Raw genomic sequence first — 26,941 nt, 5'->3', positions numbered from 1 at the left:
CGGCTCTGTCGGTTGGACCGGCGACACCGCCTTTTGGTTGCCCGTCACGGCTGGTACGACAGCTGCGGGACGTCGAAGCACGTGTTGTTCATGTCTCCTTGGGAGACCCAGCCCCGGCCGTCCTCCCAGCGGGCCACGGACAGACACGTGCGGCGGGTCTTCGGCGGCTCGGCCAGGCGCTCGAACCGGACCGGGACCAGCAGGCCGTCGGCGGTGTAGCCCTGGCTGCGGTTCATGAAGTCGTCGACGCACGCGCGCGTGACGCCCTCTCCGGCGCACGACTTCGCCGCGTCCGTGAACCACATGGCTGCCGCCCAGCCTTCCAGCTGCCACTGGGAGTGCGTCTTGAACGCCTTGGTGGCGTCCATGAACTCCCGTACGGCAGCCTGGTCGGTGTCCTCGTGATTGCGGGACGATCCGGTGGCCCACAGGGCGTTGCGGCAGCGCGGGGAGTCCTTGTGGTCCTCGGCGACGGTGGACGTCCAGTTCTGGACGTTCGTGACCTTGGCGGTGACCACGGCGCCGACGTCGTCCATCGCCTTGCACAACTGGGCGTTGCCGTGGGTGTCGATGGCGTCGAAGACGAGGTCGGCGCCCTGCTCCTTCAGATCGGCCGCCACCGCGCGGAAGTTGGGCAGCGCGAAGTCGACCTGCTCGGTCACGACCTTGTAGCCCTCGGCCTTCAGCCCTCGCTCGACGAGCCGGGCGTAGGCGGCGGACGCGGACTGGTTGTACGAGACGACGGCGGCCGTGCGGGCGCCGTGCTCGCGCTTGAAGTAGCGGTAGACCTCGGTGCCGCCGTACTGCTTGCCGTCCCAGCCGGTGGTGCCGTCGCGGGGCGCGAGGCTGCCGTAGATGCCGTACAGGTGCGGGTAGGTGTCGTAGGCGGCTCCGATGGGCTGGCCGCCGATGTCGGGCACGCGTGCGCGTGAGACGCGGGAGGCGCCCGCGTAGTCCAGGGCGGTGGTGGCGACCAGGGCGACGACCTTCTCCTCGTCGATGAGCTTGTGCACGCACTCGTTGTTGCCGACGCCGCTGCCGCCGTCGTCGCATTCGCGCACCTCGACGCGGTGGCCGTCGATGCCGCCGCGTGCGTTGAGGCGGTCGAAGTACGCCTTGGCGCCGTCACGCGGGCCGGTGAAGGCGTTGCCGCCGACCGGGCTGGTGGCGCTGGCGATGATGCCGACGCGGATCGGCGTGCGGTCGCCCGCGGGCGTGGTGGGGCCGCCCCGGTCGCGGTGCTCGAAGTCGCTCTCCGGCAGTCTGCTGCCGCACGCCGTACTCAGAGCCAGCACCAGCACGGCGATCGCCGCCTCAGCACCCCGGGATCGGCGAGCCATTGCCGCTCAGCTGGACCAGCGCGCACAGTGTCTTCGCGGACACCTTCCAGGTGCCGTCCTGTTCGACGGCGGTGCCGGAGGCGCCCGGCAGGGCGGTCGCGCCCTTCAGCGTCAGGTCGTACGTCACGTTCGCGTCGGTCGGCGAGGTGAACTCGACCTTGGAGACCTTCGCCTCGACCTGCCCGCCGCGCTCGTCACCGCTGAACGCCGGCAGGACCGGACCCAGCCGGTCGCCGTTCTCCAGGACGGCCTGCTTTTCCTCCATGGGCGTCGCCGGATCGAAGAACTTCTGCCAGTTCTGCTTGATCTCCGTCTCCGCCGCCCCCACGTCGGCGGGCGCCGTCGCGGCCGGCGACTGCTCGGCCGGCTCGGTCTGCTCGACGGTGGGCGTCGGCGGCGTCTCGTTGCCGCCGCCTCCCTCGTCGTCGCTGCAGGCCGCCAGGGCCGGGGCGAGGAAAAGGAGCAGGGCCGCCGCTACCGCGGTCCCCCGTCCCGTCGCCCGTTGGCCGTGCCGCCTGTCCGCGTTGCTCCGCCTGAGGTCGCTCCCGAGAACCATCTGGCTCACCGCCGGGTGTCGATCCGGGCCGTGTGCGCCCGGTGCTTTCAGGGTCAGCTTGCAGGAGGCATAGTGCAAGCCATTGGCTGACATGGACAGGCACATGCGCCGAAACCCGGTGTGCGTGCCCCCGAACCCGACGCGTGGGAGCCAGCGATGCGGACAGCCCGACTGCGGACCGTGCACCCCGTCCTGTGGGCCGGCTGGGCCGCGCTCGCGGCCGGCGCGGTGCTGTGCGTCATCGGCTGGTACGGCGTCTCCGGCGAGCGATTCGCCGAGCGGCAGCTGCCGTATCTCGCGTCCTGCACGGTCCCCGGCGCCGCGCTGATCATCGCCGGGTCGCTGCTGCTGACCCACGGCCGGGGCGCGCTCGCCGCCGCGCGCGTGGAGGAGCTGTACGGCCTTCTGGTGGCCGTGGAGCCGGCCGACGCCGATGAGTCCGGGCACGCGGCCGCGGCACCGGCAGCGGTCAGCGGGGACCTGCTGATGGTGCCGGGCGGCACCCTCTGGCATCGCGCGGACTGTCCGCTGGTCGCCGGGAAGGCGGAGGCCGTACCGGTCGACGCGAAGCTGGTGCGCGGTGGCGAACTGGGTCCGTGCCCGATCTGTGAGCCCGCCGAAGCGGACGGCTGAGGTCCGCCCCCGATGTCCTCCCTGACGTACGACCTCACGCTGGCCGGTCTGGCGGTCGGCAGCGCCGCCGCGCTCAGCGGGATCGGCCTGGTCGTGACGTACCGGGCGACCGGCGTGCTGAACTTCGCGCACGGGGCGATCGCGATGGTGTGCGCGTATGCGCTGCGGCAGTGCGTGGTGGAGTGGGGCTGGCCGCTGTGGGCGGGCGCGACGGTGACGCTGCTGGTGCTCGCGCCCGGCATCGGGATGGCGCTGGAACGGTTCGTCTTCCGACCGCTGGCGGTCCTGGGCAGCAACCCGGCGCAGACCCTGGTCGCGTCCATCGGCGTCTTCGTACTGCTGGTGGGCGGGGCGGTACTGCTGTGGGGCCAGGGGGCGCGGGACGACGCGCCGGAGCTGATGTCGGCGGAGCCCTGGGGCCAGCTGACGGTGGCGCTGCTGCTGGCGGCCGGGGTCGGTGCGGTGATCCGCTGGACACGCTTCGGCCGGGAACTGCGTGCCGTGGTCGACGACCGTCAACTGGCGGTCCTCGGCGGTATCGACGCGGACCGGGTGGCGGCGGCGGGCTGGGCGTTCGGCTCGTTCACGGCGGGCCTGACGGGCGTGCTGCTGGCCCCGTACGTGCGCCTGGACCCGTACGGCCTGCCGCTGCTGGTCATGGAGGTGGTCGCGGTCGCGGTGGCCGCGCGGATGCGCAGCCTGCCGGTCGCCGTGCTGACGGCGCTGGCGATCGGGGTGGCGCAGAGCCAGCTGACGCGGCTGCACCCGACGGGCTGGGGCGCCCCGCTCCTCCAGGCCGTCAGCACCAACCTCTTCGTCGTCGCCCTGCTGATCGCGGCCCTGGCCCTCCCCCGTGTCGGCACCCGCGACGCGCTCCCCCGCTCCGCCACCGCGCGCGTGCCGACCCCGCCGGGCGCCTGGATCGTGGCGATGGTCCTCTTCCTGCTCCCCCTGGGCTTCGCGGGCTCGGACCTGCATACGTCGGTGCAGGTCCCGGCGCTGGGCGTGGTGCTGCTCTCCCTGGTCGTCGTCACGGGCCGCGGCGGCCAGATCTCCCTGGGGCAGGCGGCGTACGCGGGCCTCGGCGCGCTGTTCACGGCCCTGCTGGCGGCGGGCCGCTTCCCGGGCCTCCCCCAGCTGCCGGAACTCGCGGCCCTCGCGCTGGCGGTCGTCCTGGTGGCGCCTCTCGGCCTCCTCACCGGCTGGCCGGCGATCAGTCGCCGGGGACTGGCGCTTGCGCTGGCGACGTTCGCGGGCGGCGTCGGCGTGAGCCGCTTCGTCTTCGCCCAGCCGTACGCGATCTCGGGTCTGTCCCTCGGCCGTCCGGCGGGCTTCGAGGGCGACCGCGCCTACTACGTCCTGGAACTGGCCCTCCTCGCAGCGGCCCTGCTGACGACCTGGCTGCTGCGCCGCGGCCGCACCGGCCGGGCCCTCGCGGCGATGCGGGACCACGAGTCCGGGGCGTCGGCGGCAGGCGTCCAGGTGCCCTCCCTCAAGCTCCTGGCCTTCGTCTCGGGCGCCGCCCTGGCGGCCCTCGGCGGCGGAATGCTCGGCATGGGCCTGCGCGCCTTCGACCCGGCCGCCTACGACCCCGTCCGCGGCCTCCTCTGGTTCGCCGCGGTGATGGTCCTGGGCGCCGACAGCACCCTCGGCGCGCTGGCCGCCGCAGCCCTCCTGGTCGGCCTCGACGCGGGGGCCCGCGGCGGTGTGGCGGCGGCCCTGATCGGCATCCTGGCGGTACTGGTGGGCCGCTTCCCCGGGGGGCCGTACGAGGCACTGCGGACGACGGCGGAAAAACTGCGCCTGCGACGCGGGGCGAGGCTGACGGCGGTGGGGCTGGCAGTGCGCGGGCGATTGCGTCCGGTGGGGCAAGGCGCTCCATCTCGGCCGACGTTGACGGGCCTGACCGCGTCAGGCGTCGTGGGAACGACACGCCGGGACGAGCATGCGGCGGCCACGGAGACCCCACGGGACAGGGACCGGGCGCAGCCGGCACCGGCCCAAGCACCGGCACTCACCACCCACCACCTCCAGGCCCGCTACGACAACTTCACCGCCCTGGACGACATCACCCTCACCGTCCACCCAGGCCAGGTCACCGCCATCGTCGGTCCCAACGGAGCAGGAAAAAGCACCCTTTTCCACTGCCTGGCCGGCACCCACCGCCCCACCCACGGCCAAGTCCTGCTCGGGACCCGCGACATCACAGGTCTCCCCGCCCACGCCCGCACCCGCCTCGGCATCGCCCGCACCTTCCAGCAGCTGGCCGTCTTCCCCTCCTTGACCGTGGCCGAGAACGTCCGCGTAGGCGCGGAGCAGGGACGGATCCGGGACCCGTCGGCCGTGGAGCGGGCCCTCAGACTCCTGGGCCTCGACGGCCCGGTCAGGGCCCTGCCGGCCGCAGACCTCCCCACCGGCACACTCAGACGCGTGGAACTGGCCAGGGCCCTCGCGGGCAGCCCGCGCGTGCTGCTGCTCGACGAACCCGCCGCCGGCCTCGACACCGCCGAGGTCACCGCACTGGCCCGCGTCCTGAAGGCACTCGCCGCCGACGGCACCGCCCTGCTCGTCGTCGAGCACGACCTCGACCTGGTCGCCGGCCTCGCCGACACCGTGCACGTCATGGCGGCGGGCCGCGTCGTCGCCTCCGGCCCTCCCCACCGCGTACTCGACGCGGCAGGCTCCCAGGAGGCCCCCGCATGACGACGATCTCCCTGCGTCACGCGCGCGTGCGCTACGGCCCCTTGGAGGCCCTGCACGGCATCACCCTCGCCGCCCCCGGCCCCGGCCTCACCGTCCTGCTGGGCCGGAACGGATCCGGCCGTACGACAGCGCTGCGCGCCCTGGCCGGAACCGTGCCCCTGTCCGGTGGTGCAGTGGTGTGGGACGGCGCCGACGTGACCCGGATGCCCGCGTACGAGAGGGCCCGCCGCGGACTGTGCCTGGTCCCCGAGCGGCAGGCGGTGTTCGGCTCCCTCACCGTGCGCGAGAACCTCGAACTCGCAGCCCGGTCGTACGACGTCGCCCTCGACGCCTACCCCCGGCTCGAACCGCTCCTCGCACGCCGCGCCGGCACCCTCTCGGGCGGCGAGCAGCGCATGCTCGCCCTGTCCCGCGCCCTGCTGGCACACGCGCGTGTCGTGCTCGTTGACGAACCCGCGCAGGGCATGTCGCCCACGGTCGCGGCCCGTACGTACGAGCTCCTGAGCGAACTCGACGCCTGCGTGGTCGTCGCCGAGCAACGGGTGCCGCCCGCACTGCACGACCGGGCGGCCCTCGTCTACGAACTGCGCCGCGGCGCGGTCGTGTTCAGCGGCGAGTCGGGCGAACTGGAGCGCCGTGCAGCGCACCGAACCGGGTCGACCCCTTCCTGAGGAGCTGGGATGTCTTCGAGGTCAGCCGGTCCGTGACGCTGGGCCGGCGCAACTCCATACGGCCCTTGAGCCCGTACCGTCTCGAGCAGTGCGGCCAGGCTCCCCACCCCTGAGTAGCCACGACCTTCCGGGCGATGGCGATCTGCTCCTTGCGGCTGGCGAGATCCGCGCGCGGGGCGTACTTCGACCCGCCGAAGCCCTCCCAGGTGCTCTGCGAGAACTGAAGCCCCCCGTAGTGGCCGTTGCCGGTGTTGATGTGCCAATTCCCGCCACTCTCGCACTTGGCGACACAGCCCCACGGCCACTGGTCCTTGGCGCATGCGAGCGCCGCGGGTTTGGGGGGCGGTCCGGGGGCCGGTCGGGGCGGCGCCGTATGGATGTGACGCGTTGCGTGTGTTGCCTGTGCTGCGTGCGTCGGTCCCGGGGCGACGGCTGTGAACAGCGTGGCGGCCAGGACGATCGTGAGCGGTGTGCATTTCATATGAGCACGCTAGGCAGCCGATTGCGGCCATCCCGCGCGGCGCGTCCGACGAACACCGGTGCCCCACCCGGTCGGCGGACCGGGCGGGGCACCGGAGCGTGGGCAGGGAGCGCCGCTCAGAGTTCGATGCGCTGCCCGGGCACGATGAGGTTGGGATCGGCGCCGATGACGGACTTGTTGGCCTCGTGGAGCTGCCGCCAGGTGGTCCCGTGCCGGGCGGCGATGCCGCTGAGCGTGTCGCCCTCACGAACGGTGTAGTCACCGCGGGACGAGTCGCGGTTCGTGTGTCCCGGTGAACGCTCCGAACTTTCCGAACCCTCCGACGTCTGCGCCGGAGTCGACGGGGCCGCCTTGGCGGCGGGGGCGCCCGAGCCGGCTGCGGAAGCCGCGGGTGCGCTGCCGGATGCTCCGGCCCGCGCCGAACAGGTCGGCCACGCGCCCCAGCCCTGCGCGCGCTGGACCTTGGTGGCCACCGCGATCTGCTGGTCCCTGCTCGCCTGGTCGGCCGTGGGCGCGTAGGCCGTACCGCCGTAGGCGCGCCAGGTGGAGGCGGCGAACTGCAGTCCGCCGTAGTAGCCGTTGCCGGTGTTGATGTGCCAGTTGCCGCCGCTCTCGCACTGGGCGATGCGGTCCCACACTCCACTGTCCGCCGCTGCGGCGTTGCCGGTCGCGGCCAGCAGTCCGAGCGGGGCGAGCAGTGCCGCCCCGGCGAGGACCGCCGTCGTACGAGTCCGGCTCCCGTTCGGAGCCTTCGGCGCCTTACGAGCGTTGTCGTGCGTGGTATCGGCACATTCGGACATGTAGTTCCCTCTCCAAGGACCCGGGGCCCCTCAAGGCGGTGCGCCACTCCCCACGCCACCGGGCGTGTGAGTAGCGCTCGCCCCGTCCGCCCGAGGATGGTGCTGCAAAGCTGGTTGGTGCGGTCGGCGGACGTACCCGAGCGGTGCTCGTTGCACACGGCCGAGGAATCTATGGACAGCGAGCAGTCGGCATCAACCAACTCCTCGTCACTCCAGGCCAGTTCGCAGTTACCCCCGGTATCGGCGAATTTCAGCCACCCACTTCATTCGCTGATTTCAGGATTTGTCGACCAACCACCCCTGCGATCTGTGACGCACCCCACGCAACCAACTACTGTGCATTTCCCTCCAGTTGACCGTGAGTGCGCAATTCCGCACCGGGGGTGACGGTGCGCGATGGATGGTTCGATTCCGTTCGCCCTTGTGCGTGACTCCCGCCACAGATCGTCCGTTGTCTTCTTCATGAGCCCGGGACCCGCCCGGTTCACGGGCCGGGAGCCACCCGGCCCCGCCACGCACCACATCCCGAGGGAGCCACCCGTGCCGCGCATGCTCGACGTCAGCGACGAGGTACGTGCCGAGATCGGCGACGAAGAGGCCGACCGGCTGCTCGCCGGAGAGAACGCCCCGGGCAGTTACGACTGCACCTCCTGCCGCACCCCGGGCGACTCCGAACAGGAGCGCACCAGCACCGTCCTGTTCATCGGGGACGAGACCGCCGTCCTCGCCTTCGCCCACGCCACCTGTCTGCCCTCCCAGGTCGTCCAGGTCACCGAGGAGCAGTTGCAGGGCGCCGTGAAGTCCATCACCGGCGACCGGGTCGACCTGGAGCCGGAGTCGATCGTGCCGGAGCAGGCCGTGCTCGGGGTCACCAGCGGACTGGTGCTGATCGCCGGGGAGTTGCACCCCGCCCTGGTGGTGGAGCCGACCGGGCCCATCGTGCGGCCCGGGGCGCTCGACACCGGCGACGACTTCCTGCCGCTGCTCATCGAGCAGGGGTTCATGCCGCTGGCGGAGCTGGCCGATGTGCCGCCGGTGCTGCACGGGTGGTCCGTACTGCTGGCCATGGGGCAGCTGCACGCGGTTCTGCAGCCGGGGCCGACCGGCGGGCAGCCGGTCGCGTGGTGGCAGGCGCATCAGCCTCTTCAGGTGACCGACGGTTGGCGGGCCGCGGCGAACAAGCATCAGCAGGTGCTGATGTTCGCGGCGCCGGTGGGTTCCATCGGACGCCAGCCTCGGGAGGACCTGCTTCGGGGGGCGCTGGACAAGGCGGCGGCCAACGGGAAGTTGGTCGGGGCCGCCCTGCCGCTGGCCGGGACCTGAGAACGCCGGACGGCAGCGGGCTGTACGGGTAGTGCGCCGCCCGCGCCTTCGATGAGCACGCGACCCTTCACACCGGCCGCATCCCTTCGAGCGCGGGGTCGTTTGGACATACGTGCATGCATACGACGTTCCCCGCCTCCAGGGCGGCTCATCGCCCACGCCGATCTACGACGCGCTGTACGCCGAGTACGTCAAGTCCTTCCGTTCGCTGCCGGGTGATCGCAGCGGGGAGGAGGACATGGGGTTCGTCGCGTTCGGGAACATGCAGCGCGGCAGTGGCTCGTACGGCGGCCACCGCCCGGGGTCGTTCAGCAGCTCGTACAGCGCCTACAGCGCGGGGGCCCACAGCGCCCGGCACGGCAGCAACGGCCAGCAGCCGCAGTGGCAGCGGGTCGGGCACATCGGCCCGCAGGGCGCGGGGATGCATCACGTGCCGGCCGCGCTGCCGCCGGCGCGCAGAGGCTGAGCACACGTCAAAGGGGCGGCCCTCACGGGCCGCCCCTTTGACGTGTGCTCGCTTACCTCTTGCCGCTACTTCTTCTTGCCGCGCTTCTCGCGCACCCGCACCGAGATGTGGATCGGCGTGCCCTCGAAGCCGAACTCCTCGCGCAGCCGGCGCTCGATGAAGCGGCGATAGCCCGCCTCGATGAAGCCGGAGGCGAAGAGCACGAACCGCGGGGGCTTGGTGCCGGCCTGCGTGCCGAACAGGATGCGGGGCTGCTTGCCGCCGCGGATCGGGTGGGGGTGGGCGGCGACGAGCTCGCCGAGGAAGGCGTTGAGCCGCCCGGTGGGGACCCGCGTCTCCCAGCCCGCGAGGGCCGTCTCGATCGCAGGGACCAGCTTGTCCATGTGGCGGCCGGTGGACGCGGAGACGTTGACCCGGGGCGCCCAGGCGACCTGGCCGAACTCGGTCTCGATCTCCCGCTCCAGGTAGTAGCGGCGCTCCTCGTCGAGGGTGTCCCACTTGTTGTAGGCGATGACCATCGCGCGGCCCGCCTCGACGGCCATCGTCACGATGCGCTGGTCCTGGACCGAGATGGACTCGGAGGCGTCGATCAGGATGACCGCCACCTCGGCCTTCTCGACGGCGGCAGCGGTGCGCAGCGAGGCGTAGTAGTCGGCGCCCTGCTGGAGGTGGACTCGCTTGCGGATGCCCGCCGTGTCGACGAACTTCCAGGTGATGCCACCGAGTTCGATGAGCTCGTCGACCGGGTCGCGGGTGGTGCCGGCCAGCTCGTTGACGACGACGCGCTCCTCGCCCGCCACCTTGTTCAGCAGGGAGGACTTGCCGACGTTCGGGCGGCCGATGAGCGCGATACGGCGGGGGCCGCCGATCCCGGCGCCGCCGAAGGTCTGCTCGGGCGCGTCCGGCAGGGCCTCCAGGACGGAGTCCAGCATGTCACCGGTGCCGCGGCCGTGCAGTGCGGAGACGGGGTGCGGCTCGCCGAGGCCCAGGGACCACAGGTAGGTCGCGTCGGCCTCACCGCTGGGGCCGTCCACCTTGTTGGCGCAGAGCACCACGGGCTTGCCGGCCTTGCGCAGCAGTCGTACGACGGCTTCGTCGGTGTCGGTGGCGCCCACCTTGGCGTCGACGACGAAGACGACGGCGTCGGCGGCCTCGATCGCGTACTCGGCCTGGGCGGCCACGGAGGCGTCGATGCCGAGGACGTCCTGCTCCCAGCCGCCGGTGTCGACGACCTTGAAGCGGCGGCCGGCCCACTCGGCCTCGTAGGTCACGCGGTCGCGGGTGACGCCGGGCTTGTCCTCGACGACGGCCTCGCGACGGCCGATGATGCGGTTGACGAGAGTCGACTTGCCGACATTCGGCCGGCCGACGACGGCGAGGACGGGCAGCGGTCCGTGACCGGCCGCCTCGATGGCACCCTCGACGTCCTCGAGGTCGAAGCCCTCTTCCGCGGCGAGCTCCATGAACTCCGCGTACTCGGCGTCGCCAAGCTCTCCGTGGTCGTGCCCGTCGGGCGAGCCCTCGGAGTGGATGTGGTCGTTCATGAAGTCCGTACCTCGTCGTTCATCGTGGTGATCGGTGGACCGCGCGGCTGTCGCCTGCTGATCCACTACTCAGTGTCGCCTAGCGACCGGTCAGTCGCCTTGCGTTTTCCAGGTGCGCGGTGAGCTGCTTCTGGATGCGCTCGGTCGCCTCGTCGAGCGCCTTGCGCGTACGCCGTCCGCTGCCGTCGCCCGCCTCGAAGGGGTCGCCGTACACGACGTCGACGCGGTGGCGCAGCGGCGGCAGCCCCTTTATCAACCGTCCCCGCTTCTCGGAACTTCCCAGCACGGCGACCGGGACGACGGGTGCCCCGGCGCGCACGGCGAAGTAGGCGAGCCCGGCACGCAGCGAGGCGAAGTCGCCCTCACCGCGGGTGCCCTCGGGGAAGATGCCGAGGACGCCGCCGTTGGACAGCACGTCGAGGGCCTGCGTTATCGCCGTGCGGTCGGCGGAGTGGCGGTCCACCTTCAGCTGACCGATGCCGGTCAGGAAGGGGTCGAGCGGGCCGATAAAGGCTTCCTTCTTGATCAGGAAGTGCACGGGCCGGGGCGACACGCCCATCACCATCGGCCCGTCGATGTTGTGGCTGTGGTTGACCGCGAAGATCACCGGCCCGGTCGGCGGCACCTTCCAGGCACCCAGGACCCGGGGCCGCCACAGCCCGTACATCAGGCCGACGCCGATGCGCCGCCCGACGTCGGCACCTCTCTCGGAAGGTGGGATCACTTTCCGGCCCGCTTCTCCTCGACGAGCGTGACGACGCACTCGATGACCTGCTGCAGCGTCAGCTCGGTGGTGTCCACCTCGACCGCGTCGTCCGCCTTGGCGAGCGGCGAGGTCTTGCGGCTGGAGTCCGCCGCGTCACGCTTGACCAGCGCCTCACGGGTGGCGTTGACGTCGGCACCCTTCAGCTCACCGCTGCGGCGGGCCGCGCGGGCCTCCGGGGACGCGGTGAGGAAGATCTTCAGGTCGGCGTCGGGCAGCACGGTCGTACCGATGTCACGGCCCTCGACGACGATGCCGCCCTCCGCGGAGGTCGCCAGGGAGCGCTGCAGCTCAGTGATCCGGGCCCGCACGTCCGGCACCGCGCTGACGGCGCTGACCTTGGAGGTGACCTCCTGGGTGCGGATCGGGCCGGACACGTCGGTGCCGTCCACGGTGATCGTCGGGTTGCCCGGCTCGGTGCCGGAGACGATCTCCGGCTTGCCGGCCACGGCGGCGATCGCGGTCGGGTCCTCGATGTCGATCCCGTTGGCCACCATCCACCAGGTGATCGCCCGGTACTGGGCGCCGGTGTCGAGGTAGCTCAGCCCGAGCTGCGCGGCAACGGCCTTCGACGTGCTCGACTTGCCCGTGCCGGAGGGGCCGTCGATGGCGACAATCACGGGCTTGGCGGCACCGTTTTCCACGGGAGGACACCTTCCAGATGCGGTGTGACGGGAGTGTGGGGACGCGAGGGCGCCCCGCACAAGGATACTGGGTGCGCGTCACTCGTCCGGCCGCCCGTGGCTCGTCCGGACGGCCACGGGGCACGGCGGTGCGGGCGGGACCCCTACTGACGGATCGCCCAGCCCCGCTCCCGCAACGCCGCCGACAGCACCGGCGCCGCCTTCGGCTCCACCATCAGCTGGACCAGACCCGCCTGCTGCCCGGTCGCATGCTCGATCCGTACGTCCTCGATGTTGACCCCGGCCAGCCCCGCGTCCGCGAAGATCCGCGCCAGCTGTCCCGGCTGGTCGTCGATGAGCACGGCGACGACCTCGTAGGTCCGGGGAGCGGCCCCGTGCTTGCCGGGTACGCGCACCTGCCCGGCGTTCCCCCGCCGCAGCACGCCCTCGATTCCGGACGTGCCCTCCAGCCGCTTGTCCTCGTCGGACGACTGCAGCGCCCGCAGGGCCCGCACCGTCTCCTCCAGGTCGGTCGCGACATCGGTGAGCAGGTCGGCGACGGGCCCCGGGTTCGCGGACAGGATGTCGATCCACATCCCGGGATCGGAGGCCGCGATCCGCGTCACGTCACGGATGCCCTGACCGCACAGCCGTACGGCCGTCTCCTCGGCGTTCTCCAGACGTGCGGCGACCATGCTGGACATCAGGTGCGGCATGTGGGACACGAGGGCCACCGCACGGTCGTGGGCGTCGGCGTCCATCACCACCGGCACGGCCCGGCAGTGCGAGACCAGCTCCAAAGCGAGGTTCAGCACCTCGGTGTCGGTGTCGCGGGTCGGAGTCAGCACCCAGGGGCGGCCCTCGAAGAGGTCGGCGCTCGCGGCCAGGGGGCCGGACTTCTCACGCCCCGACATGGGATGCGTACCGATGTACGACGACAGGTCGAGCCCGAGCGCCTCCAGCTCACGGCGTGGCCCACCCTTGACGCTGGCCACGTCGAGGTAGCCGCGGGCCACGCCCCGGCGCATGGCGTCGGCGAGCACTCCGGCCACGTGCGCGGGCGGGGCGGCGATGATCGCGAGGTCGACGGGGCCCTCGGGCGTCTCGTCCGTGCCGGCGCCGAGCGCGGCCGCCGTACGGGCCTGCTCGGGGTCGTGGTCGGCGAGGTGGACGACGACGCCCCGGGCCGCCAGCGCGAGGGCGGCGGACGTGCCGATGAGGCCGGTGCCGATGACGAGTGCGGTTCTCACTGGGCGATGTCCTTGCGCAGGGCGGCCGCGGCACCGAGGTAGACGTGCGCGATGCCGGCGCGGGGCTTGTCGGACTCGATGTGCGCGAGGACCCGTACGACCCGGGGCATGGCGCCGTCGATGTCCAGTTCCTGTGCGCAGATCAGCGGTACGTCGGCGAAGCCGTTGCCGAGCTTGCGGGCGGCGGCTGCCGGGAAGTCGCTGTGCAGGTCGGGCGTGGCCGTGAACCAGATGCTGATCAGATCGTCCGCGGTGAGGTCGTTCCGCTCCAGGATCGCGGTGAGCAGGGCCCCGACCTGCTCGTCCATGTGGCCGGCCTCGTCCCGCTCCAGTTGGACGGCCCCCCGGACCGCTCGTACCGCCACGGCGCTGCTCCTTGCTGACGTACGGATCGACTCTTCGGCTGTCCAGCCTAGTCAGCCCGGGTGCGGCCCAGGCATGTCGCCCGCCGGCTGAGACACCGAAGGGCACCGGAGTCGATCTGGGCCCCTGTCATCCGTGAGCTACCAGGCATACCAAATGCACCTTCTCTGCCACTCCGTCCCGTGTTGCTTCTTCTTGGAGGATTTCAGTGCAAAGATGCTGTTGATCCGCTCGAAGCGCTTCCGCCCTCTGGTTCTTCCGCACTTTCGGAGTGACGACATGACCTACCGTCCGACGCGGCGCACGATCCTCATCGCGACCGGCGTGACGGGTGCGACGGCGCTCGTCTCCGGCTGCGGCGATTCCGACGGCAACGGCGACACGACGCCGACCTCGACCACCGTCTCCCCCGGCCAGGACGGCGACGAGCTGGCCAGCACATCCGACATCCCGGTGGGCGGCGGCACGATCTTCAAGGACGAGAAGGTCGTGGTGACCCAGCCCCAGCAGGGCGAGTTCAAGGCCTTCTCCGCCATCTGCACCCACCAGCAGTGCCTGGTCGGCAGCGTCTCGGACGGGACGATCAACTGCCCTTGCCACGGCAGCAAGTTCAAGATCACGGACGGCGCGGTGGCCAACCCTCCGGCCACGAGGCCGCTCCCGGCGAAGAGCATCGTCGTGGAGGGAAATTCGATCCGGCTGGTGTGATCCTCCCCGTACGCTCCGGGGCATGCACCCCGAGTCCCTGGTCCGCGACCACACGATCTACGCCTGTGTGATGGGCTCGCGCGCCTTCGGTCTGGCGACGGACGGCAGCGACACCGACCGCAGGGGTGTGTTCCTCGCCCCCACGCCGCTCTTCTGGCGCTTCGACAAGCCGCCGACGCACATCGACGGCCCGCTGGAGGAGCAGTTCAGCTGGGAACTGGAGCGCTTCTGCGAGCTCGCCCTGCGCGCCAACCCGAACATCCTGGAGTGTCTGCACTCCCCGCTCGTGGAACACGTCGACGACACGGGCCGCGAGCTGCTCGACCTGCGCGAGGCGTTCCTGTCCCGCCGGGCCCTCGAGACGTTCACGCGCTACGCACTGGGCCAGCGCAAGAAGCTGGAGGCGGACGTCCGCTCCCACGGCGCCCCGCGCTGGAAGCACGCGATGCACCTCCTCCGCCTCCTGACGAGCGCCCGCGACCTGCTGAGCACCGGCCGTCTGACGATCGACGTCGGTGACGAGCGCGAGCCGCTGCTGGAGGTCAAGCGCGGCGAGGTCCCCTGGCCGGAGGTCGAGTGCAGGATGAGCCGCCTGGCGAGGGAGGCGGAGGAAGCCGCGCAGCACAGCCCGCTCCCGGCCGAGCCGGACCGCCGCCGGGTCGAGGACTTCCTGATCCGCGTCCGCCGCGCGTCAGCTCTCCAGCCGGGTCCGTACGACGAAGGCGTGCAGGGCGTCGTGGACGCCGGGAGCGTCGGGCAGCGCTGAGGCCGCCTGCGCCTCGTCCAGCACACCGTGCAGCCGCTCCACGTCGGCCGCCACGCGCGCCTGGTCGACGTCGGCGGCCCCGTGCTCCAGCGCCGCCTTGGCCGCGATCAGTTCCGGCAGATAGCCGGGTGCGTCGACCTCACCGGTCAGCGTGGGCAGATGCGCCTGCACCTCACCGCTGCGCATCAGATGCACGCCCGTGAGCAGCGCCCGGAAGGTGTAGAGCAGCGGCTTGAGCTCGCCGGTCTTCTCGAACAGCCGCCACTGGGTGCCCGCGAATCCCCGGTAGTGATGCGCGTGATGGCTGGTCAGCACCCCGGGCGCGAGGGCGACCAGCTCCCGGTGGGCGTCCGTGGTGTGCACGACGAGCGGTGAGAGCAGTTGCTCCAGCACGTAGCCGTTGCGGCGCAGCATCAGCCGTACGAACTTGCGCAGGTCGTGCGTGACCAGGTCCATCTCGACGCCGTCCCGGACCCACATCCGTGACCGCGTCTCGTCCGGCTCCCGCAGCCCGACGAGGTCGGCCACCGGCAGCAGGTGCACGCCCCGCAGGTCCACGTCCGAGTCGCGCGACGGAAAGCCGTACAGATGCGCGCCGGAGACGGTCGCGAACAGCACCGGGTCGGGCTGCTCGGCGACGACGGGCGCGAGGTCGATGTCCAGGGCGTCGATCATCCGTCAAGCGTCCCAGAGCGCTCCGAGAGTCAGCAGATCGCCCCGGTACTCGATCCGGTCCGCCCACCGGGTCGGCCAGGCGTCGGCGCCCAGATACGCGCCCGCGAAGGCCCCCGTCAGGCAGGCGATCGAGTCCGAGTCGCCCGACGTACAGGCGGCCCGGCGCAGCGCCGCCAGCGGCTCGTCGACGAACCACAGGAAGCACAACAGGCCGCAGGCCATGGCCTCTTCGGCGATCCAGCCCTCGCCGGTGGCCAGGCAAGGATCGGTCTCGGGCGACACGGTCCGTACGGCGTCCTGGACGCGGTCCAGGATCCCCAGGCACTCGTCCCAGCCTCGCGTGATGAAGTGCTCCGGGGTGGGGTCCTGGCTGCGGGTCCACAGGTCGCCGAGCCAGCGCTCGTGGTAGCGGGTGCGGTTCTCGTAGGCGTACGAACGCAGCAGCCCCACCAGTCCGGTCGGCTCGGCGCCCTGGGCGAGCAGTCGTACCGCGTGCGCGGTCAGGTCGGAGGCGGCGAGGGCTGTCGGGTGCCCGTGGGTGAGCGCGCACTGCAACTGGGCGGCGCCCGCGCGTTGTTCGTCGCTCAGGCCGGGGACGAGCCCGACCGGCGCGACACGCATGTTGGCGCCGCAGCCCTTGGAACCGATCTGACTGGCGTCCTGCCAGGGCCTGCTCTCGTCCTTCAGCAGATCGCAGGCGACCAGGCAGGTGCGGCCGGGCGCGCGGTTGTTCTCCGGTGACTGGTACCAGTCCACGAACTCCTCGCGCACCGGCCGCTCCAGCCGCTTCGGCCCGAGCACCCCGCGGTCCATCGCCGTCCGCAGCCCCTTCCCCAACGCCAGCGTCATCTGCGTGTCGTCGGTGACGATCGCTGGCGTCGGCAGCTCCATCTCGCGCCACGGCCCGCACTTGGCGAGGATCGACGGGACGTCGTTGAACTCGGTCGGGAAGCCGAGGGCGTCCCCGAGGGCGAGGCCGAGCAGGGAGCCCGTGGCGGCGCGCTTGCGGACGGTGGTCGTGGTCATGCGGGGCGTCCTTCCGGGGTGGGCCGCAGCAGGGGCGGGTGGAGCGTGGCGGCGGTACCGGCGCGGTACAGCGCGGCCGGTTTGCCGCGGCCGCCGGTGAGCCGGGCCGCGCCGGGCACGGGTTCGACGAAGCCCGGCGTGGCGAGCACCTTGCGGCGGAAGTTGGGCCGGTCGAGGGCGGTGCCCCACACCGTCTCGTAGACCTGTTGCAGCTCGCCGAGCGTGAACTCGGGCGGGCAGAAGGCGGTGGCGAGGCTGGAGTACTCGAGTTTGCCGCCGACGCGTTCATGGGCGTCGGCCAGGATCCGGTCGTGGTCGAAGGCGAGCGGACGTGCCGTGTCGTACGGCACCCAGCGTGCCTGTGCCGCGTCGCTGCCGCCGTGCGGTTCGGGCGGGTGGGGCAGCAGGGCGGTGAAGGCGACCGTCACCACCCGCATGCGGGGGTCGCGGTCGGGTTCGCTGTAGGTCCGCAGCTGCTCCAGGTGCAGTCCGGAGACGTCCGACAGTCCGGTCTCCTCGGCGAGTTCACGCCGGGCGGCGGTCTCCGCCGACTCGTCCGGCTGCACGAACCCGCCGGGGAGCGCCCAGTGGCCCTGGTACGGCTCCTGCCCGCGCTCGACGAGCAGGACGTGCAGGACGCCGTCGCGGATGGTGAGGACGGCGAGGTCGGCGGTGACGGCGAAAGGTTCGTGGGCGTACTTGTCGTAGTCCATGCGAACCCACCCCCCTTTATAGTCAGTACGACTATAAAGGGGGGTGGGGTGGTGCCGCAAGCCCCGGCCCGGTGACGACTAGGCCCGCGCGCGGGAGGGCGCGAACGCCGCCACCCCCGCTCCCACGGCCGCCGCGGACGCCGTCACCCACAGCGCCGCCCCGGCTCCGTCGATGAACGCCTCCGGCGAGCCGTAGCCGCCGTACGTGGTGAACACGGCCGCGGCGACGGCGATCCCGAAGACGCCGCCCAGCTCGCGCAGCGCGTTGTTGACGCCGGCCGCGACGCCCGCGTCGCCCAGCGGGACGGACGAGGTCACGGCGTTGGCCACGCTCGGGAACACCATGGAGATGCCGACGCCCGCGACGATCAGCGGGACGACGAGGCTGCCGTATCCCACGCCGGGTTCGACCAGCCAGGCCAGCAGCGCGAGGCCCGTCGCCTGGAGCACCAGGCCGCCGAACATGAACGGCCGGGTCCCGAACCGGTCGGCGAGCGCTCCGGCGACCGGCGCGATCAGCAGGGGCGTGGCGTTCCAGACCAGAATCCGCACGCCCGCCTCCAGCGGGGAGTAGCCGAGGCCGAGCTGGAAGAGCTGCGTGATCATGAACAGGGCGCCGAGCAGCGAGGCGAAGAGGAGGAACGCGCAGGCGTTGGCGGTCGAGAAGCCGCGCCGCCGGAAATGGGACAACGGCAGCATCGGATAGCGGGCCCCGTTCTTCTCCCAGCCCAGGAAGGCCGCAGCGAACACGATCCCGGCGGCCAGCGCGGTCAGTACCTCCGCGCTCCCCCAGCCCGCCTCGGGCGCCCGCACCGGCGCCCAGGCCAGGCCCGTCAGGCCCACGGCCGCCAGCACCAGCCCGACGAGGTCGAGCTGGGGGCGGGTGCCGTGGCTCTCGCGCAGCCTGCGGGCGGCGAGGGGGATCATGGCCAGCCCGATGGGCACGTTCAGCCAGAAGATCCACTGCCAGGACAGGCCCTCGGTGACGGCCCCGCCCAGCACCGGCCCGGCGGCCACCCCGAGTCCGGTCACGCCGCCCCACAGGCCGATGGCGACGCCCCGCTTCTCGGCCGGGAACGCCTCGCTGATCAGGGTCAGCGTGAGCGGCAGCAGCACGGCGGCTCCTGCGCCCTGCAGCAGGCGCGCACCGATGAGCTGACCCGGGCCCGTGGCGAGGGCCGCCGCGGCCGAGGCGAGCGTGAAGACGGCGAGGCCCACGACATACATCCGCCGCCGCCCGAACCGGTCGCCCAGCGCGGCACCGGTCAGAGTCAGGCAGGCGAAGACGAGGTTGTAGGCGTTGATCGTCCACTCCAGCTCGGACAGGCTCGCCCCGAAGTCGGCCCGCAGCGCGGGCAGCGCGGTGGCGACGACCACGACGTCGAGGGAGCACAGCAACGCGCCGAGCCCGGCGAGGGCGACCGTCCACCCGCGGCGCGTGGGCGCCGGTACGGCGGATGCCGGCAGGAGAGGGGCTTTCAGCGTCTCGGTCATGACGATGCCTTCCGTGAGATCACGAGGGGTCACTCACGGAAGGCAGACCGGGCTCACTGCGGAAAGGAATCGCGGCGGCCCAGGAAGGCCAGCAGCCGGACGTCGGCACGCGCGCGTGGCGGCACCTCGACCCGCGGGCCGAACCGCACGCCCCGGTCCTCCTCGGCGACCACGCAGCGGGCGATGCTCAGCAGCTCGGCCGCGAGCGGGAGCGGGATGGGATGGGGCCGACCGCAGGCCTGCGCCACGTCCCACCCGTGCACGGCGATCTCGACGGCGCCCACGGCGGCCATCACGCGTACGTCCAGCGGCCGTTCACCGACCAGGACACGTTCCTCGGCGGGTCCGGCCGACCAGGCGCCGAGCACCGCGCACGCGCGCGTACGGAAGCCGCAGGCCCGGTCGGCGCGCGGGAGCAGCCCGATCCGCCCGCCGGTCAGGCCCTCGTACAGCGCGTCCAACGAGTCGTCGAGATGCCCGAGCAGCTCCCCGAGGTCCCACTCGGCGCAGGGAGTCCCGCGCGTCAGGCTCGCGGACCCGGACCCGGCGACGCTGCCCAGTGCGTAGGCGAGCGAACGCTCCAGCAGTTCCCCGGAGTTCATGACAGCTCCTTGGGCATCCCGAACCGGTCGAGCAGGTCCGCCGGCTCGAGGAAGGCCGTGATCCGGGCGAGGAGCCCTTCCCGCACCGTGAGCACCTGCAGGGAGTGCGCTCGCAGGACGTCGTCCTCCCCGCGGACGTACATCGCCACCGCCGGCTGCCCGTTCGCGCGCGTGCGCAGCATCCGCAGGGTGCCCTTCTCGTGGACACGGGCGTGCAGGAACCGCAGCACGTCCTCCTTGCCGCTGTACCACTCCAGGAAGGGCGGCATCTCCAGCTCGACGCCGTCCTGAAGGAGCTCGATCAGGGTGCCCAGGTCGGCGTTCTCGAAGGCGGCCACGTACCGGTCGAGAACCTCGCGGTCGGCGGCGCCCTGTGGTTCCTGGACGAGGTCCTCGTCGGGAGCCACCTCGTCGAGACGGGCACGCGCGCGCTGGAGGCTGCTCTTCACCGCCGCCGTCGAAGTGCCGAGCAGGGCGGCCACCTCGGGCGCCCGCCAGGCCAGCACGTCCCGCAGGATGAGGACGGCCCGCTGCCGCGCGGGCAGCTGCTGAAGGGCCGCGACCAGAGCGAGGCGCAGACTTCCCCGCGCGGCGACGACGCCCGCCGGGTCGACCAGCGCGTCAGGCAGCGGCTGGAGCCACGGAACGTCCGTCACAGGGGCCCTCAGCGGCTCCTCAGGCGCCTCGGCGGGCCCGCCGAGCCCCGAGGGCAGCGGACGGCGCGCACGGCCCTCCAGCGCCGTCAGGCACGTGTTGGTGGCGATCCGGTGCAGCCACGTCCGCAGGGACGCCCGGCCCTCGAAGCCGTCGTAGGACCGCCAGGCCCGCAGATACGTCTCCTGCACCAGGTCCTCGGCCTCGTCGACCGACCCCAGCATGCGGTAGCAGTGTGCGAGCAGCTCCCGCCGGTACGGGTCGGTCAGCCGGACGAACTCGTCACGGTCCGCAGTGGTCGTACTCATCCCCGCTCCCTCCGTCACCGATACAGACCGGTGGAGCGGCGAAAACGAATCGGCCGGCCCCGGAGCACATCCGGAACCGGCCGATTCGCGCGCATGGGACCGAGGCCCGGCCTACAGATCGACTTCCTTCATCAGCATGCCGACCTCGGTGTTCGACAGCCGCCGCAGCCAGCCCGACTTCTGGTCGCCCAGCGTGATCGGCCCGAATGCGACGCGCACCAGCTTGTCGACCGGGAAGCCCGCCTCCGCCAGCATGCGGCGCACGATGTGCTTGCGGCCCTCGTGCAGGGTGACCTCGACCAGGTAGTTCTTGCCGGTCTGCTCGACGACCCGGAAGTGGTCGGCGCGTGCGTACCCGTCCTCCAGCTGGATGCCGTCCTTGAGCTGCTTGCCCAGGTCGCGCGGGATCGGGCCCACGATGTGCGCGAGGTAGACCTTCTTCACGCCGTACCGGGGGTGGGTCAGCCGGTGCGCCAGCTCGCCGTGGTTGGTGAGCAGGATGACGCCCTCGGTCTCGGTGTCGAGCCGCCCGACGTGGAAGAGCCGCGTCTCCCGGTTGGTGACGTAGTCACCGAGGCACTGCCGGCCCTCGTTGTCCTCCATCGTCGAGACGACACCGGCAGGCTTGTTCAGCGAGAAGAACTGGTACGACTGCGTCGCGACCGTCAGGCCGTCGACCTTGACCTCGTCCTTCTCCGTGTCGACGCGCTTGCCCTGCTCGAGGACGATCTCGCCGTTGACCTCGACCCGGGCCTGCTCGATCAGCTCCTCGCAGGCCCGCCGCGAGCCGTAACCCGCGCGCGCGAGGACCTTCTGCAACCGCTCGCCCTCCTGCTCGGCGCCCGGGAAGGTCTTGGGCAGCTTGACGTCCTTCTTGCCGGCGTAGCGCTCGCGGTTGCGCTCCTCGGCCCGCGCGTCGTACTCGCGGGACGTCGCCGGAACCGAACGGCCCCGGCCGGTGCCCTGGGCCTGCTTGGGGCCGCCCTTGGCGCCGCCGCGCGCCGCGGGGCCACGCCCCGACTTCGGGCCGTCCTGGGTGGCGCCGGGGCCCACGTCGTAGCGCCGCTCCTCGGGGCGCGGCCTCTTCGGCCGGCCGCCCTGCTTGTCGTCGCGGTTGCCACCGGCGCCACGGGGGTTACCGCGGCCACCGCTGCTTCCGCCGCGGCCGCCGCTGTTGCCACCACGGCTCCCGCCGTTGTTTCCGCTGCTGTTCCTGCCGCTGCTGCTTCGCATCAAAATTCCGTCTGGTCGTCTACGTCGTCGGTGCCCCGGGGTGCCGGGACCCCCGGACCGTCATCGGGAGCGTCCGGGTCGAACGACGGAACACCTTCCTGGGTCTCGGCCTCGATCGCCTCCGCCTCCGGGAGGAAGGGCGCGAGCTCCGGGAGCTCGTCCAGACCGCGCAGGCCCATCCGCTCCAGGAAGTAGTTCGTCGTCCTGTACAGGATCGCACCTGTTTCGGGTTCCGTGCCCGCCTCCTCGACCAGCCCGCGCTGCAGGAGGGTGCGCATCACACCGTCACAGTTCACTCCGCGCACGGCCGAGACCCGGCTACGGCTGACCGGCTGGCGGTACGCGACCACCGCGAGCGTCTCCAGGGCGGCCTGCGTGAGCCGGGCCGTCTGGCCGTCGAGCACCAGCCGTTCAACGGCGGCCGCGTACTCGGCGCGGGTGTAGAAACGCCAGCCGCCGGCCACGAACCGCAGCTCGAAGCCTCGCCCCTGCACGGCGTACTCGTCGGCCAGCTCCCGCAGGGCATCCGCGATCTGCCGGCGGGGCCGCTCCAGGAGCTTCGCCAGGCGCTCCTCGGTCGCGGGCTCGTCCACGACCATGAGCATCGCCTCCAGGGCGGGCTTCAGGTCGAGGTCCGCGACGCCGCGCAGGCCGGCCGGAAGCTCGGTGGTCTCCTCACTCACGCCTTCTTCTCCTCCTTGGGCGGCTCGGGCGGCCGGTCGAACTCGTCGGTCACCAGGGGCGCCTCGTCCCCTTCCCCACCGGTCCAGCGCACGATGAGCTCGCCGAGAGCGATCTCCTGGTCCAGGGCTACCGCCTTCTCGCGGTAGAGCTCCAGCAGAGCCAGGAACCGCGCCACCACGGTGAGGGTGTCGTCGGTGTCCTCGACCAGGGAACGGAAGCTGGCCTCGCCGAGCTCCTTCAGCCGCGCGACGACGATCCCCGCCTGCTCCTGCACGCTGACGAGCGGCGCGTGGATGTGATCGACGTACACCTGCGGCTTGGGCTTGGGCTGCATCGCCTTGACCGCGAGCCTGGCGAAACCTTCCGCCCCGATGCTGATGACGACCTCGGGCAACAGCTCGGCGTGCTGCGGCTCCAGCCCGACGGTCCGCGGATAGCGCCGGGCCTCGTCGTCCAGCCGCCGGTTGAAGATGTCGGCGATCTGCTTGTACGCCCGGTACTGCAGCAGCCGCGCGAACAGCAGATCCCTCGCCTCCAGCAACGCGAGATCGGCCTCGTCCTCCACCTCGGCGGCGGGCAGCAGCCGCGCGGCCTTGAGGTCGAGCAAAGTCGCCGCGACGACAAGGAACTCGGTCGTCTCGTCGAGGTCCCAGTCCGGCCCCATCGCCTTGATGTGCCCCATGAACTCGTCGGTCACCTTGGACAGCGCCACTTCGGTGACATCGAGCTTGTGCTTGGAGATCAGCTGGAGGAGGAGGTCGAACGGGCCCTCGAAGTTGGAGAGACGGACCTTGAAGACGCCGTCGTCGGGTTCTTGGCGGTCGGGTTCTTGGCGCTCGGGCTCTTGGCGCTCGGGCTCCGGGCGCTCGGGCTCCGGGCGCTCGGGCTCCGGGCGCTCGGGGGCTGCTTCCGCGGGTTCGGTAGCAGGCGGCGCGCCGCCGTCACCGCCCCCGTTGTGCCCACCGGCCGGAGCCCAGGACTCGGCCTCAGCCGAAGACTCGCTCTCCGCCGCAGGCGGAGCAGGCACCGCCTCCGCAGGAGGCGACAGGACCGGCTCGACCCGCGGAGCGCCCGGCCCCCGCCCCAGCGCACGACGACGACCACCGGATGCACCGGCACTGGCGGCGGGAACGTCGTTCGAGGTCATAGCCCTCGCAGGCTACCGCTACCGCCCGCGAAGCCGTCGTACCAGGATGCTGGCGTCTCCCCGGCTCTCCAGATCCGCGAGCACCACGGCCACCGCCTCGCGGACGATCCGCCCGCGGTCCACGGCCAGCCCGTGCTCACCGCGGAGCACCAGACGCGCGTGCTCCAGGTCCATGAGCTCCTCGGCGGAGACGTACACGGTGATCTTCTCGTCGTGCCGCTCGCGACCACTGGGCCGGCGCGAGGCCTGCCGTCCGCGCTTGCGCGGCGCGGCGGAGGCGGCGGCAGAAGCAGCCGCACCGGACGGGGCAGTACCGCCGCCGGCATTCGCGGACGCCCCGGCAGAACCTTCCTGCGCCCCCTGCTGCCGAGCCGAGCGCTCCGCGGCGGCGGCCCGGCTGCGCGACTCACCGGCGTCGACGGACTCGGCATCGGCCGCCACATGCTCCGCGCCGTCACCGTCTCCGCCCTGCGCGGGCACCGACTGCGGCGCGTCCTCGGCGGCGGCGTTGTCGCTCTCCCCCGCGGGGGCCGGCACCCGGGCCTCGCCGTTGGCCGGGCGCCGGGGAGTGGACGGCTGGAGCGCCATACCCCCTGTCGTGCGGAACAGTTCGTCGGCCCCCGGCAGACTCACTCGGCGTGACACCGGGCGAGCACCTCCCTGGCGAGCTGACGATAGGCGGCGGCGCCGACGGAGTTGGAGGCGTACGTGGTGATCGGTTCACCGGCGACCGTGGTCTCCGGGAAGCGGACCGTGCGCCCGATGACCGTGTGGTAGACGTGATCGTCGAACGCCTCGACCACTCGGGCCAGGACCTCGCGGCTGTGCACCGTGCGCGAGTCGTACATCGTGGCGAGGATCCCGTCGAGCTCCAGCTCGGGGTTGAGCCGCTCCTGGACCTTCTCGATGGTCTCCGTCAGCAGTGCGACACCGCGCAGGGCGAAGAACTCGCACTCCAGGGGCACGATCACCTTGTGAGCGGCCGTCAGCGCGTTCACCGTGAGCAGGCCCAGCGAGGGCTGGCAGTCGATCACGATGAAGTCGTAGTCCGGCAGCAGTGGCTTCAGGGCGCGCTGCAGTGTCGACTCGCGCGCGACCTCGCTCACCAGCTGGACCTCGGCGGCCGACAGGTCGATGTTGCTCGGGAGCAGGTCCATGTTCGGGACCGCTGTCTTCAGGAGCACCTCGTCGGCCGACATCCCCCGCTCCATGAGCAGGTTGTAGACCGTGAGGTCGAGCTCCATCGGATTGACGCCGAGGCCGACCGAGAGCGCGCCCTGAGGGTCGAAGTCGACGAGCAGGACCCGGCGTCCGTATTCCGCGAGCGCGGCACCCAGGTTGATGGTCGACGTCGTCTTGCCGACGCCGCCCTTCTGGTTGCACATCGCGATGATCTTCGCGGGGCCGTGGTCGGTCAGCGGACCCGGGATCGGGAAGTACGGCAGCGGACGCCCGGTCGGGCCGACGCGCTCACGGCGCTGGCGGGCAGCGTCGGGCGCGAGCGTGGCCGCGTACTCGGGGTCGGGCTCGTACTCCGCGTCGGGGTCGTAGAAGTGCCCGTCGGGCAGTTCGTCGTAGGCGGCGAGTTGGTTGTGGGGCGCGCCACTTCCGTCGCCGGCCATGGCGTTCACGTGATGGCCATCCATGCTCTGGTGTGCTGTCTGAGTCACCCCTGTGCTCCGGTGACCCTGATGGGCTGCGAAGGTGCGCACCGCAACGGAGCCGACAGCCTCGAATCCCGCGGGACCCTGGCCCCGTACCGGCATTCCTGGTTGACCACCCCCGGGAGAAAATGTCGACTCATTCACAAGTCGTCTTACCTCCTTGGTGACCAGGAAACTTCTAGACAGGTCAGCGTTGCACCATGCTGACAGTCGGCGACTCTATGGCGTGTCGGTGGTCCGCAGCAACACAATCCGCCGTACCGAGCAGATGTGTCGACAATGAAACATCTCGCTGTCAAGGGCGTACGGCCGTCGCACAGCAGGTTTCACCGGTGTGCGAATCGGTCGAAGGGTTGCGTTCGAGGCGAGTTGACCGAGAGTCGCAAAGTGACCATACACACATCCGGCCGGACCTTTTCGGGCAAGGTCCGGCCGGGTGCGTGCGGTTGACGACAGATGTTGACGTATCGCCTTTACCAGAAAGTGACTTAGCCGATCGGCTCAGCCGAGCAGCGAGGCGAGCTCCACGTGCTCCAGGCCGTGCGCCTCCGCGACCTGCCGGTAAACCACCTTGCCGTCATGCGTGTTGAGGCCCCTGGCCAGCGCGGGGTCACGGCGCAGCGCCTCGACCCAGCCGTGGTTGGCCAGTTCGATGATGTACGGCAGCGTGGCGTTGGTCAGCGCGTAGGTGGACGTGTTGGGCACCGCGCCGGGCATGTTGGCGACGCAGTAGAAGACCGAGTTGTGGACCGGGAAGGTCGGCTCGGCGTGCGTGGTGGGACGCGAGTCCTCGAAGCAGCCGCCCTGGTCGATCGCGATGTCGACAAGAACACTTCCCGGCTTCATCCGGGAGACCAGCTCATTTGTGACCAGCTTCGGGGCCTTGGCGCCCGGGATGAGGACGGCACCGATGACGAGGTCGGCCTCGAGGCAGGCCTTCTCCAGCTCGAAGGCGTTGGAGACGACGGTCTGGATCTTCGTACCGAAGACCTTGTCCGCCTCCTTGAGCTTGTTGATGTCCCTGTCGAGCAGGGTCACGTGGAAGCCCATGCCGATGGCGATCTGCGCGGCGTTCCAGCCGGAGACACCGCCGCCGATGACGACGGCCTTGCCGGCCAGCACGCCGGGGACACCGCCGGGCAGAACACCCCGGCCGCCGTTCGCGGCCATCAGGTGGTAGGCGCCGACCTGCGGGGCGAGGCGGCCCGCGACCTCGGACATGGGCGCGAGCAGCGGCAGGGCCCGGGTGGGCAGCTCGACCGTCTCGTAGGCGATCGCGGTGGTGCCGGACTCGATGAGCGCGTCCGTGCACTCCTTGGAGGCGGCCAGGTGCAGGTAGGTGAAGAGCGTCTGGTCCTTGCGGAGGCGGTGGTACTCCTCGGCGATGGGCTCCTTGACCTTCAGCAGCAGGTCGGCGGCGGCCCACACCTCGTCGGCGGTCGGAAGGATCTGGGCGCCTGCGGAGACGTACTCGCTGTCCGGGATCGACGAGCCGACACCGGCGCCCTGCTCGATGACGACCTGGTGGCCGTGGCGCACCAGCTCGTGCACGCCTGCGGGGGTGATGGCCACCCGGAACTCGTTGTTCTTGACCTCGCGGGGGATGCCGACCTTCACGTCGATCACGGTCCTTGGCTCAGAGGGTGTGGGGCATTACAAGACATACCCAGGCATGCGGGGGCACACCGGGAGACACCGCAGCGAAGGCGCGGCAGAGCCAGTCTAATGAAGGCGTTCTCCCTGTCTAGCCT

28 protein-coding genes are annotated in these 26,941 nt (G+C 71.5%); 7 read left to right on the top strand and 21 right to left on the bottom strand.

Annotated elements, in window-relative coordinates; genetic code table 11:
- Positions 1 to 44: 44 nt before the first annotated feature.
- Together ACFY5C_RS27855 and ACFY5C_RS27850 are read right to left on the bottom strand one after the other, a co-directional pair.
- Positions 45 to 1,340, bottom strand: coding sequence for an ABC transporter substrate-binding protein (locus tag ACFY5C_RS27855; RefSeq protein WP_389448747.1), 1,296 nt, complete (start codon positions 1,338 to 1,340; stop codon positions 45 to 47).
- Positions 1,315 to 1,896 (bottom strand): hypothetical protein, encoded by a 582-nt coding sequence (locus ACFY5C_RS27850; protein WP_389448744.1) that lies wholly within the window; start codon positions 1,894 to 1,896, stop codon positions 1,315 to 1,317. Before ACFY5C_RS27850 ends, ACFY5C_RS27855 begins: the two co-directional genes overlap by 26 nt.
- A 156-nt stretch (positions 1,897 to 2,052) precedes the next feature.
- Between ACFY5C_RS27850 and ACFY5C_RS27845 the strand changes: the two genes are divergently transcribed.
- Genes ACFY5C_RS27845 through ACFY5C_RS27835 form a run of 3 tightly spaced genes read left to right on the top strand, consistent with a single transcriptional unit; the run spans position 2,053 to position 5,903 of the window.
- Positions 2,053 to 2,529, top strand: a complete 477-nt coding sequence (locus tag ACFY5C_RS27845) for a hypothetical protein (protein ID WP_389448741.1) — start codon at positions 2,053 to 2,055, stop codon at positions 2,527 to 2,529.
- A 12-nt stretch (positions 2,530 to 2,541) separates the two neighbouring features.
- Positions 2,542 to 5,232, top strand: coding sequence for an ATP-binding cassette domain-containing protein (locus tag ACFY5C_RS27840; protein WP_389448738.1), 2,691 nt, complete (start codon positions 2,542 to 2,544; stop codon positions 5,230 to 5,232).
- Positions 5,229 to 5,903: an ABC transporter ATP-binding protein gene (locus ACFY5C_RS27835; RefSeq protein ID WP_389448736.1), complete on the top strand. Its 675-nt coding sequence runs from the start codon at positions 5,229 to 5,231 to the stop codon at positions 5,901 to 5,903. The genes ACFY5C_RS27840 and ACFY5C_RS27835 overlap by 4 nt, the downstream gene beginning before the upstream one ends.
- On the opposite strand, the gene ACFY5C_RS27830 is transcribed toward ACFY5C_RS27835, so the two are convergent.
- Positions 5,839 to 6,384, bottom strand: a complete 546-nt coding sequence (locus tag ACFY5C_RS27830; protein WP_389448733.1) for a transglycosylase family protein — start codon at positions 6,382 to 6,384, stop codon at positions 5,839 to 5,841. The two genes, ACFY5C_RS27835 and ACFY5C_RS27830, sit on opposite strands and share 65 nt — an antisense overlap.
- A 116-nt stretch (positions 6,385 to 6,500) precedes the next feature.
- Positions 6,501 to 7,184, bottom strand: coding sequence for a transglycosylase family protein (locus ACFY5C_RS27825; RefSeq protein ID WP_389448730.1), 684 nt, complete (start codon positions 7,182 to 7,184; stop codon positions 6,501 to 6,503).
- Between the two features lie 540 nt (positions 7,185 to 7,724).
- On the opposite strand from ACFY5C_RS27825, the gene ACFY5C_RS27820 reads away from it, so the two are divergent.
- Both ACFY5C_RS27820 and ACFY5C_RS27815 read left to right on the top strand, forming a co-directional pair.
- Complete coding sequence (locus tag ACFY5C_RS27820) at positions 7,725 to 8,507, top strand: hypothetical protein (RefSeq protein WP_389448727.1); 783 nt, start codon at positions 7,725 to 7,727, stop codon at positions 8,505 to 8,507.
- Between the two features lie 112 nt (positions 8,508 to 8,619).
- Positions 8,620 to 8,973 (top strand): hypothetical protein, encoded by a 354-nt coding sequence (locus tag ACFY5C_RS27815; RefSeq protein ID WP_389448725.1) that lies wholly within the window; start codon positions 8,620 to 8,622, stop codon positions 8,971 to 8,973.
- 65 nt (positions 8,974 to 9,038) lie between these two features.
- Here the strand turns inward: ACFY5C_RS27815 and der are convergent, their stop codons facing one another.
- The 5 genes from der to aroH all read right to left on the bottom strand — a co-directional run bounded on the left by der (position 9,039) and on the right by aroH (position 13,518).
- The gene (gene der, locus ACFY5C_RS27810) at positions 9,039 to 10,517 is read right to left on the bottom strand and encodes a ribosome biogenesis GTPase Der (RefSeq protein WP_389448723.1); all 1,479 of its coding nucleotides are present in this window, start codon (positions 10,515 to 10,517) and stop codon (positions 9,039 to 9,041) included.
- Positions 10,518 to 10,596: 79 nt separating this feature from the next.
- Entirely contained in the window at positions 10,597 to 11,280 is a 684-nt protein-coding gene (locus ACFY5C_RS27805; RefSeq protein WP_389448721.1) for a lysophospholipid acyltransferase family protein, read from the bottom strand.
- A complete protein-coding gene (gene cmk / locus ACFY5C_RS27800; protein WP_363042329.1) occupies positions 11,238 to 11,924 on the bottom strand; it encodes a (d)CMP kinase in 687 nt (228 codons plus the stop codon). Before cmk ends, ACFY5C_RS27805 begins: the two co-directional genes overlap by 43 nt.
- Before the next feature lie 143 nt (positions 11,925 to 12,067).
- Positions 12,068 to 13,153 carry a prephenate dehydrogenase gene (locus tag ACFY5C_RS27795; protein WP_389448719.1) on the bottom strand — a complete coding sequence of 362 codons (1,086 nt, stop codon included), beginning with the start codon at positions 13,151 to 13,153 and terminating at the stop codon, positions 12,068 to 12,070.
- Positions 13,150 to 13,518 (bottom strand): chorismate mutase, encoded by a 369-nt coding sequence (aroH, locus tag ACFY5C_RS27790; protein WP_389448716.1) that lies wholly within the window; start codon positions 13,516 to 13,518, stop codon positions 13,150 to 13,152. The genes ACFY5C_RS27795 and aroH overlap by 4 nt, the downstream gene beginning before the upstream one ends.
- Positions 13,519 to 13,651: 133 nt before the next feature.
- Between aroH and ACFY5C_RS27785 the strand changes: the two genes are divergently transcribed.
- Both ACFY5C_RS27785 and ACFY5C_RS27780 read left to right on the top strand, forming a co-directional pair.
- Positions 13,652 to 14,224, top strand: coding sequence for a Rieske 2Fe-2S domain-containing protein (locus ACFY5C_RS27785; RefSeq protein ID WP_389448713.1), 573 nt, complete (start codon positions 13,652 to 13,654; stop codon positions 14,222 to 14,224).
- 22 nt (positions 14,225 to 14,246) lie between these two features.
- Positions 14,247 to 14,990 carry a DNA polymerase beta superfamily protein gene (locus ACFY5C_RS27780; protein ID WP_389448710.1) on the top strand — a complete coding sequence of 248 codons (744 nt, stop codon included), beginning with the start codon at positions 14,247 to 14,249 and terminating at the stop codon, positions 14,988 to 14,990.
- Here ACFY5C_RS27780 and ACFY5C_RS27775 read toward each other — a convergent pair.
- The 12 genes from ACFY5C_RS27775 to ald form a co-directional block, all read right to left on the bottom strand.
- Positions 14,916 to 15,665, bottom strand: a complete 750-nt coding sequence (locus ACFY5C_RS27775) for a DNA polymerase beta superfamily protein (protein ID WP_389448707.1) — start codon at positions 15,663 to 15,665, stop codon at positions 14,916 to 14,918. The genes ACFY5C_RS27780 and ACFY5C_RS27775 overlap by 75 nt on opposite strands.
- Before the next feature lie 3 nt (positions 15,666 to 15,668).
- The gene (locus tag ACFY5C_RS27770) at positions 15,669 to 16,691 is read right to left on the bottom strand and encodes an ADP-ribosylglycohydrolase family protein (protein ID WP_389448704.1); all 1,023 of its coding nucleotides are present in this window, start codon (positions 16,689 to 16,691) and stop codon (positions 15,669 to 15,671) included.
- Positions 16,688 to 17,404: an NUDIX domain-containing protein gene (locus tag ACFY5C_RS27765; RefSeq protein ID WP_389448701.1), complete on the bottom strand. Its 717-nt coding sequence runs from the start codon at positions 17,402 to 17,404 to the stop codon at positions 16,688 to 16,690. The genes ACFY5C_RS27770 and ACFY5C_RS27765 overlap by 4 nt, the downstream gene beginning before the upstream one ends.
- A 78-nt stretch (positions 17,405 to 17,482) precedes the next feature.
- A complete protein-coding gene (locus ACFY5C_RS27760; RefSeq protein WP_389448698.1) occupies positions 17,483 to 18,898 on the bottom strand; it encodes an MFS transporter in 1,416 nt (471 codons plus the stop codon).
- Positions 18,899 to 18,951: 53 nt separating this feature from the next.
- On the bottom strand, positions 18,952 to 19,500 hold the full coding sequence (locus tag ACFY5C_RS27755; RefSeq protein ID WP_389448695.1) for a TIGR03086 family metal-binding protein: 549 nt from the start codon (positions 19,498 to 19,500) through the stop codon (positions 18,952 to 18,954).
- Positions 19,497 to 20,462, bottom strand: coding sequence for a sigma-70 family RNA polymerase sigma factor (locus tag ACFY5C_RS27750; RefSeq protein ID WP_389448692.1), 966 nt, complete (start codon positions 20,460 to 20,462; stop codon positions 19,497 to 19,499). The genes ACFY5C_RS27755 and ACFY5C_RS27750 overlap by 4 nt, the downstream gene beginning before the upstream one ends.
- Before the next feature lie 111 nt (positions 20,463 to 20,573).
- Positions 20,574 to 21,695: a pseudouridine synthase gene (locus ACFY5C_RS27745; protein ID WP_389448689.1), complete on the bottom strand. Its 1,122-nt coding sequence runs from the start codon at positions 21,693 to 21,695 to the stop codon at positions 20,574 to 20,576.
- Positions 21,695 to 22,378, bottom strand: a complete 684-nt coding sequence (scpB, locus tag ACFY5C_RS27740; RefSeq protein WP_389448687.1) for an SMC-Scp complex subunit ScpB — start codon at positions 22,376 to 22,378, stop codon at positions 21,695 to 21,697. Before scpB ends, ACFY5C_RS27745 begins: the two co-directional genes overlap by 1 nt.
- Positions 22,375 to 23,526, bottom strand: a complete 1,152-nt coding sequence (locus ACFY5C_RS27735; protein ID WP_389448684.1) for a segregation and condensation protein A — start codon at positions 23,524 to 23,526, stop codon at positions 22,375 to 22,377. Before ACFY5C_RS27735 ends, scpB begins: the two co-directional genes overlap by 4 nt.
- Before the next feature lie 18 nt (positions 23,527 to 23,544).
- Positions 23,545 to 24,171, bottom strand: a complete 627-nt coding sequence (locus ACFY5C_RS27730; RefSeq protein WP_389448681.1) for a hypothetical protein — start codon at positions 24,169 to 24,171, stop codon at positions 23,545 to 23,547.
- On the bottom strand, positions 24,156 to 25,292 hold the full coding sequence (locus ACFY5C_RS27725) for a ParA family protein (protein WP_369270129.1): 1,137 nt from the start codon (positions 25,290 to 25,292) through the stop codon (positions 24,156 to 24,158). Before ACFY5C_RS27725 ends, ACFY5C_RS27730 begins: the two co-directional genes overlap by 16 nt.
- Positions 25,293 to 25,691: 399 nt before the next feature.
- The gene (gene ald / locus ACFY5C_RS27720) at positions 25,692 to 26,816 is read right to left on the bottom strand and encodes an alanine dehydrogenase (RefSeq protein ID WP_389448678.1); all 1,125 of its coding nucleotides are present in this window, start codon (positions 26,814 to 26,816) and stop codon (positions 25,692 to 25,694) included.
- Between the last annotated feature and the right edge of the window lie 125 nt (positions 26,817 to 26,941).

Origin of the sequence: Streptomyces sp. NPDC012935 (assembly GCF_042900345.1) — a bacterium.
Classification (GTDB): domain Bacteria; phylum Actinomycetota; class Actinomycetes; order Streptomycetales; family Streptomycetaceae; genus Streptomyces.
This window is presented reverse-complemented; position numbering and strand designations above follow the sequence as displayed.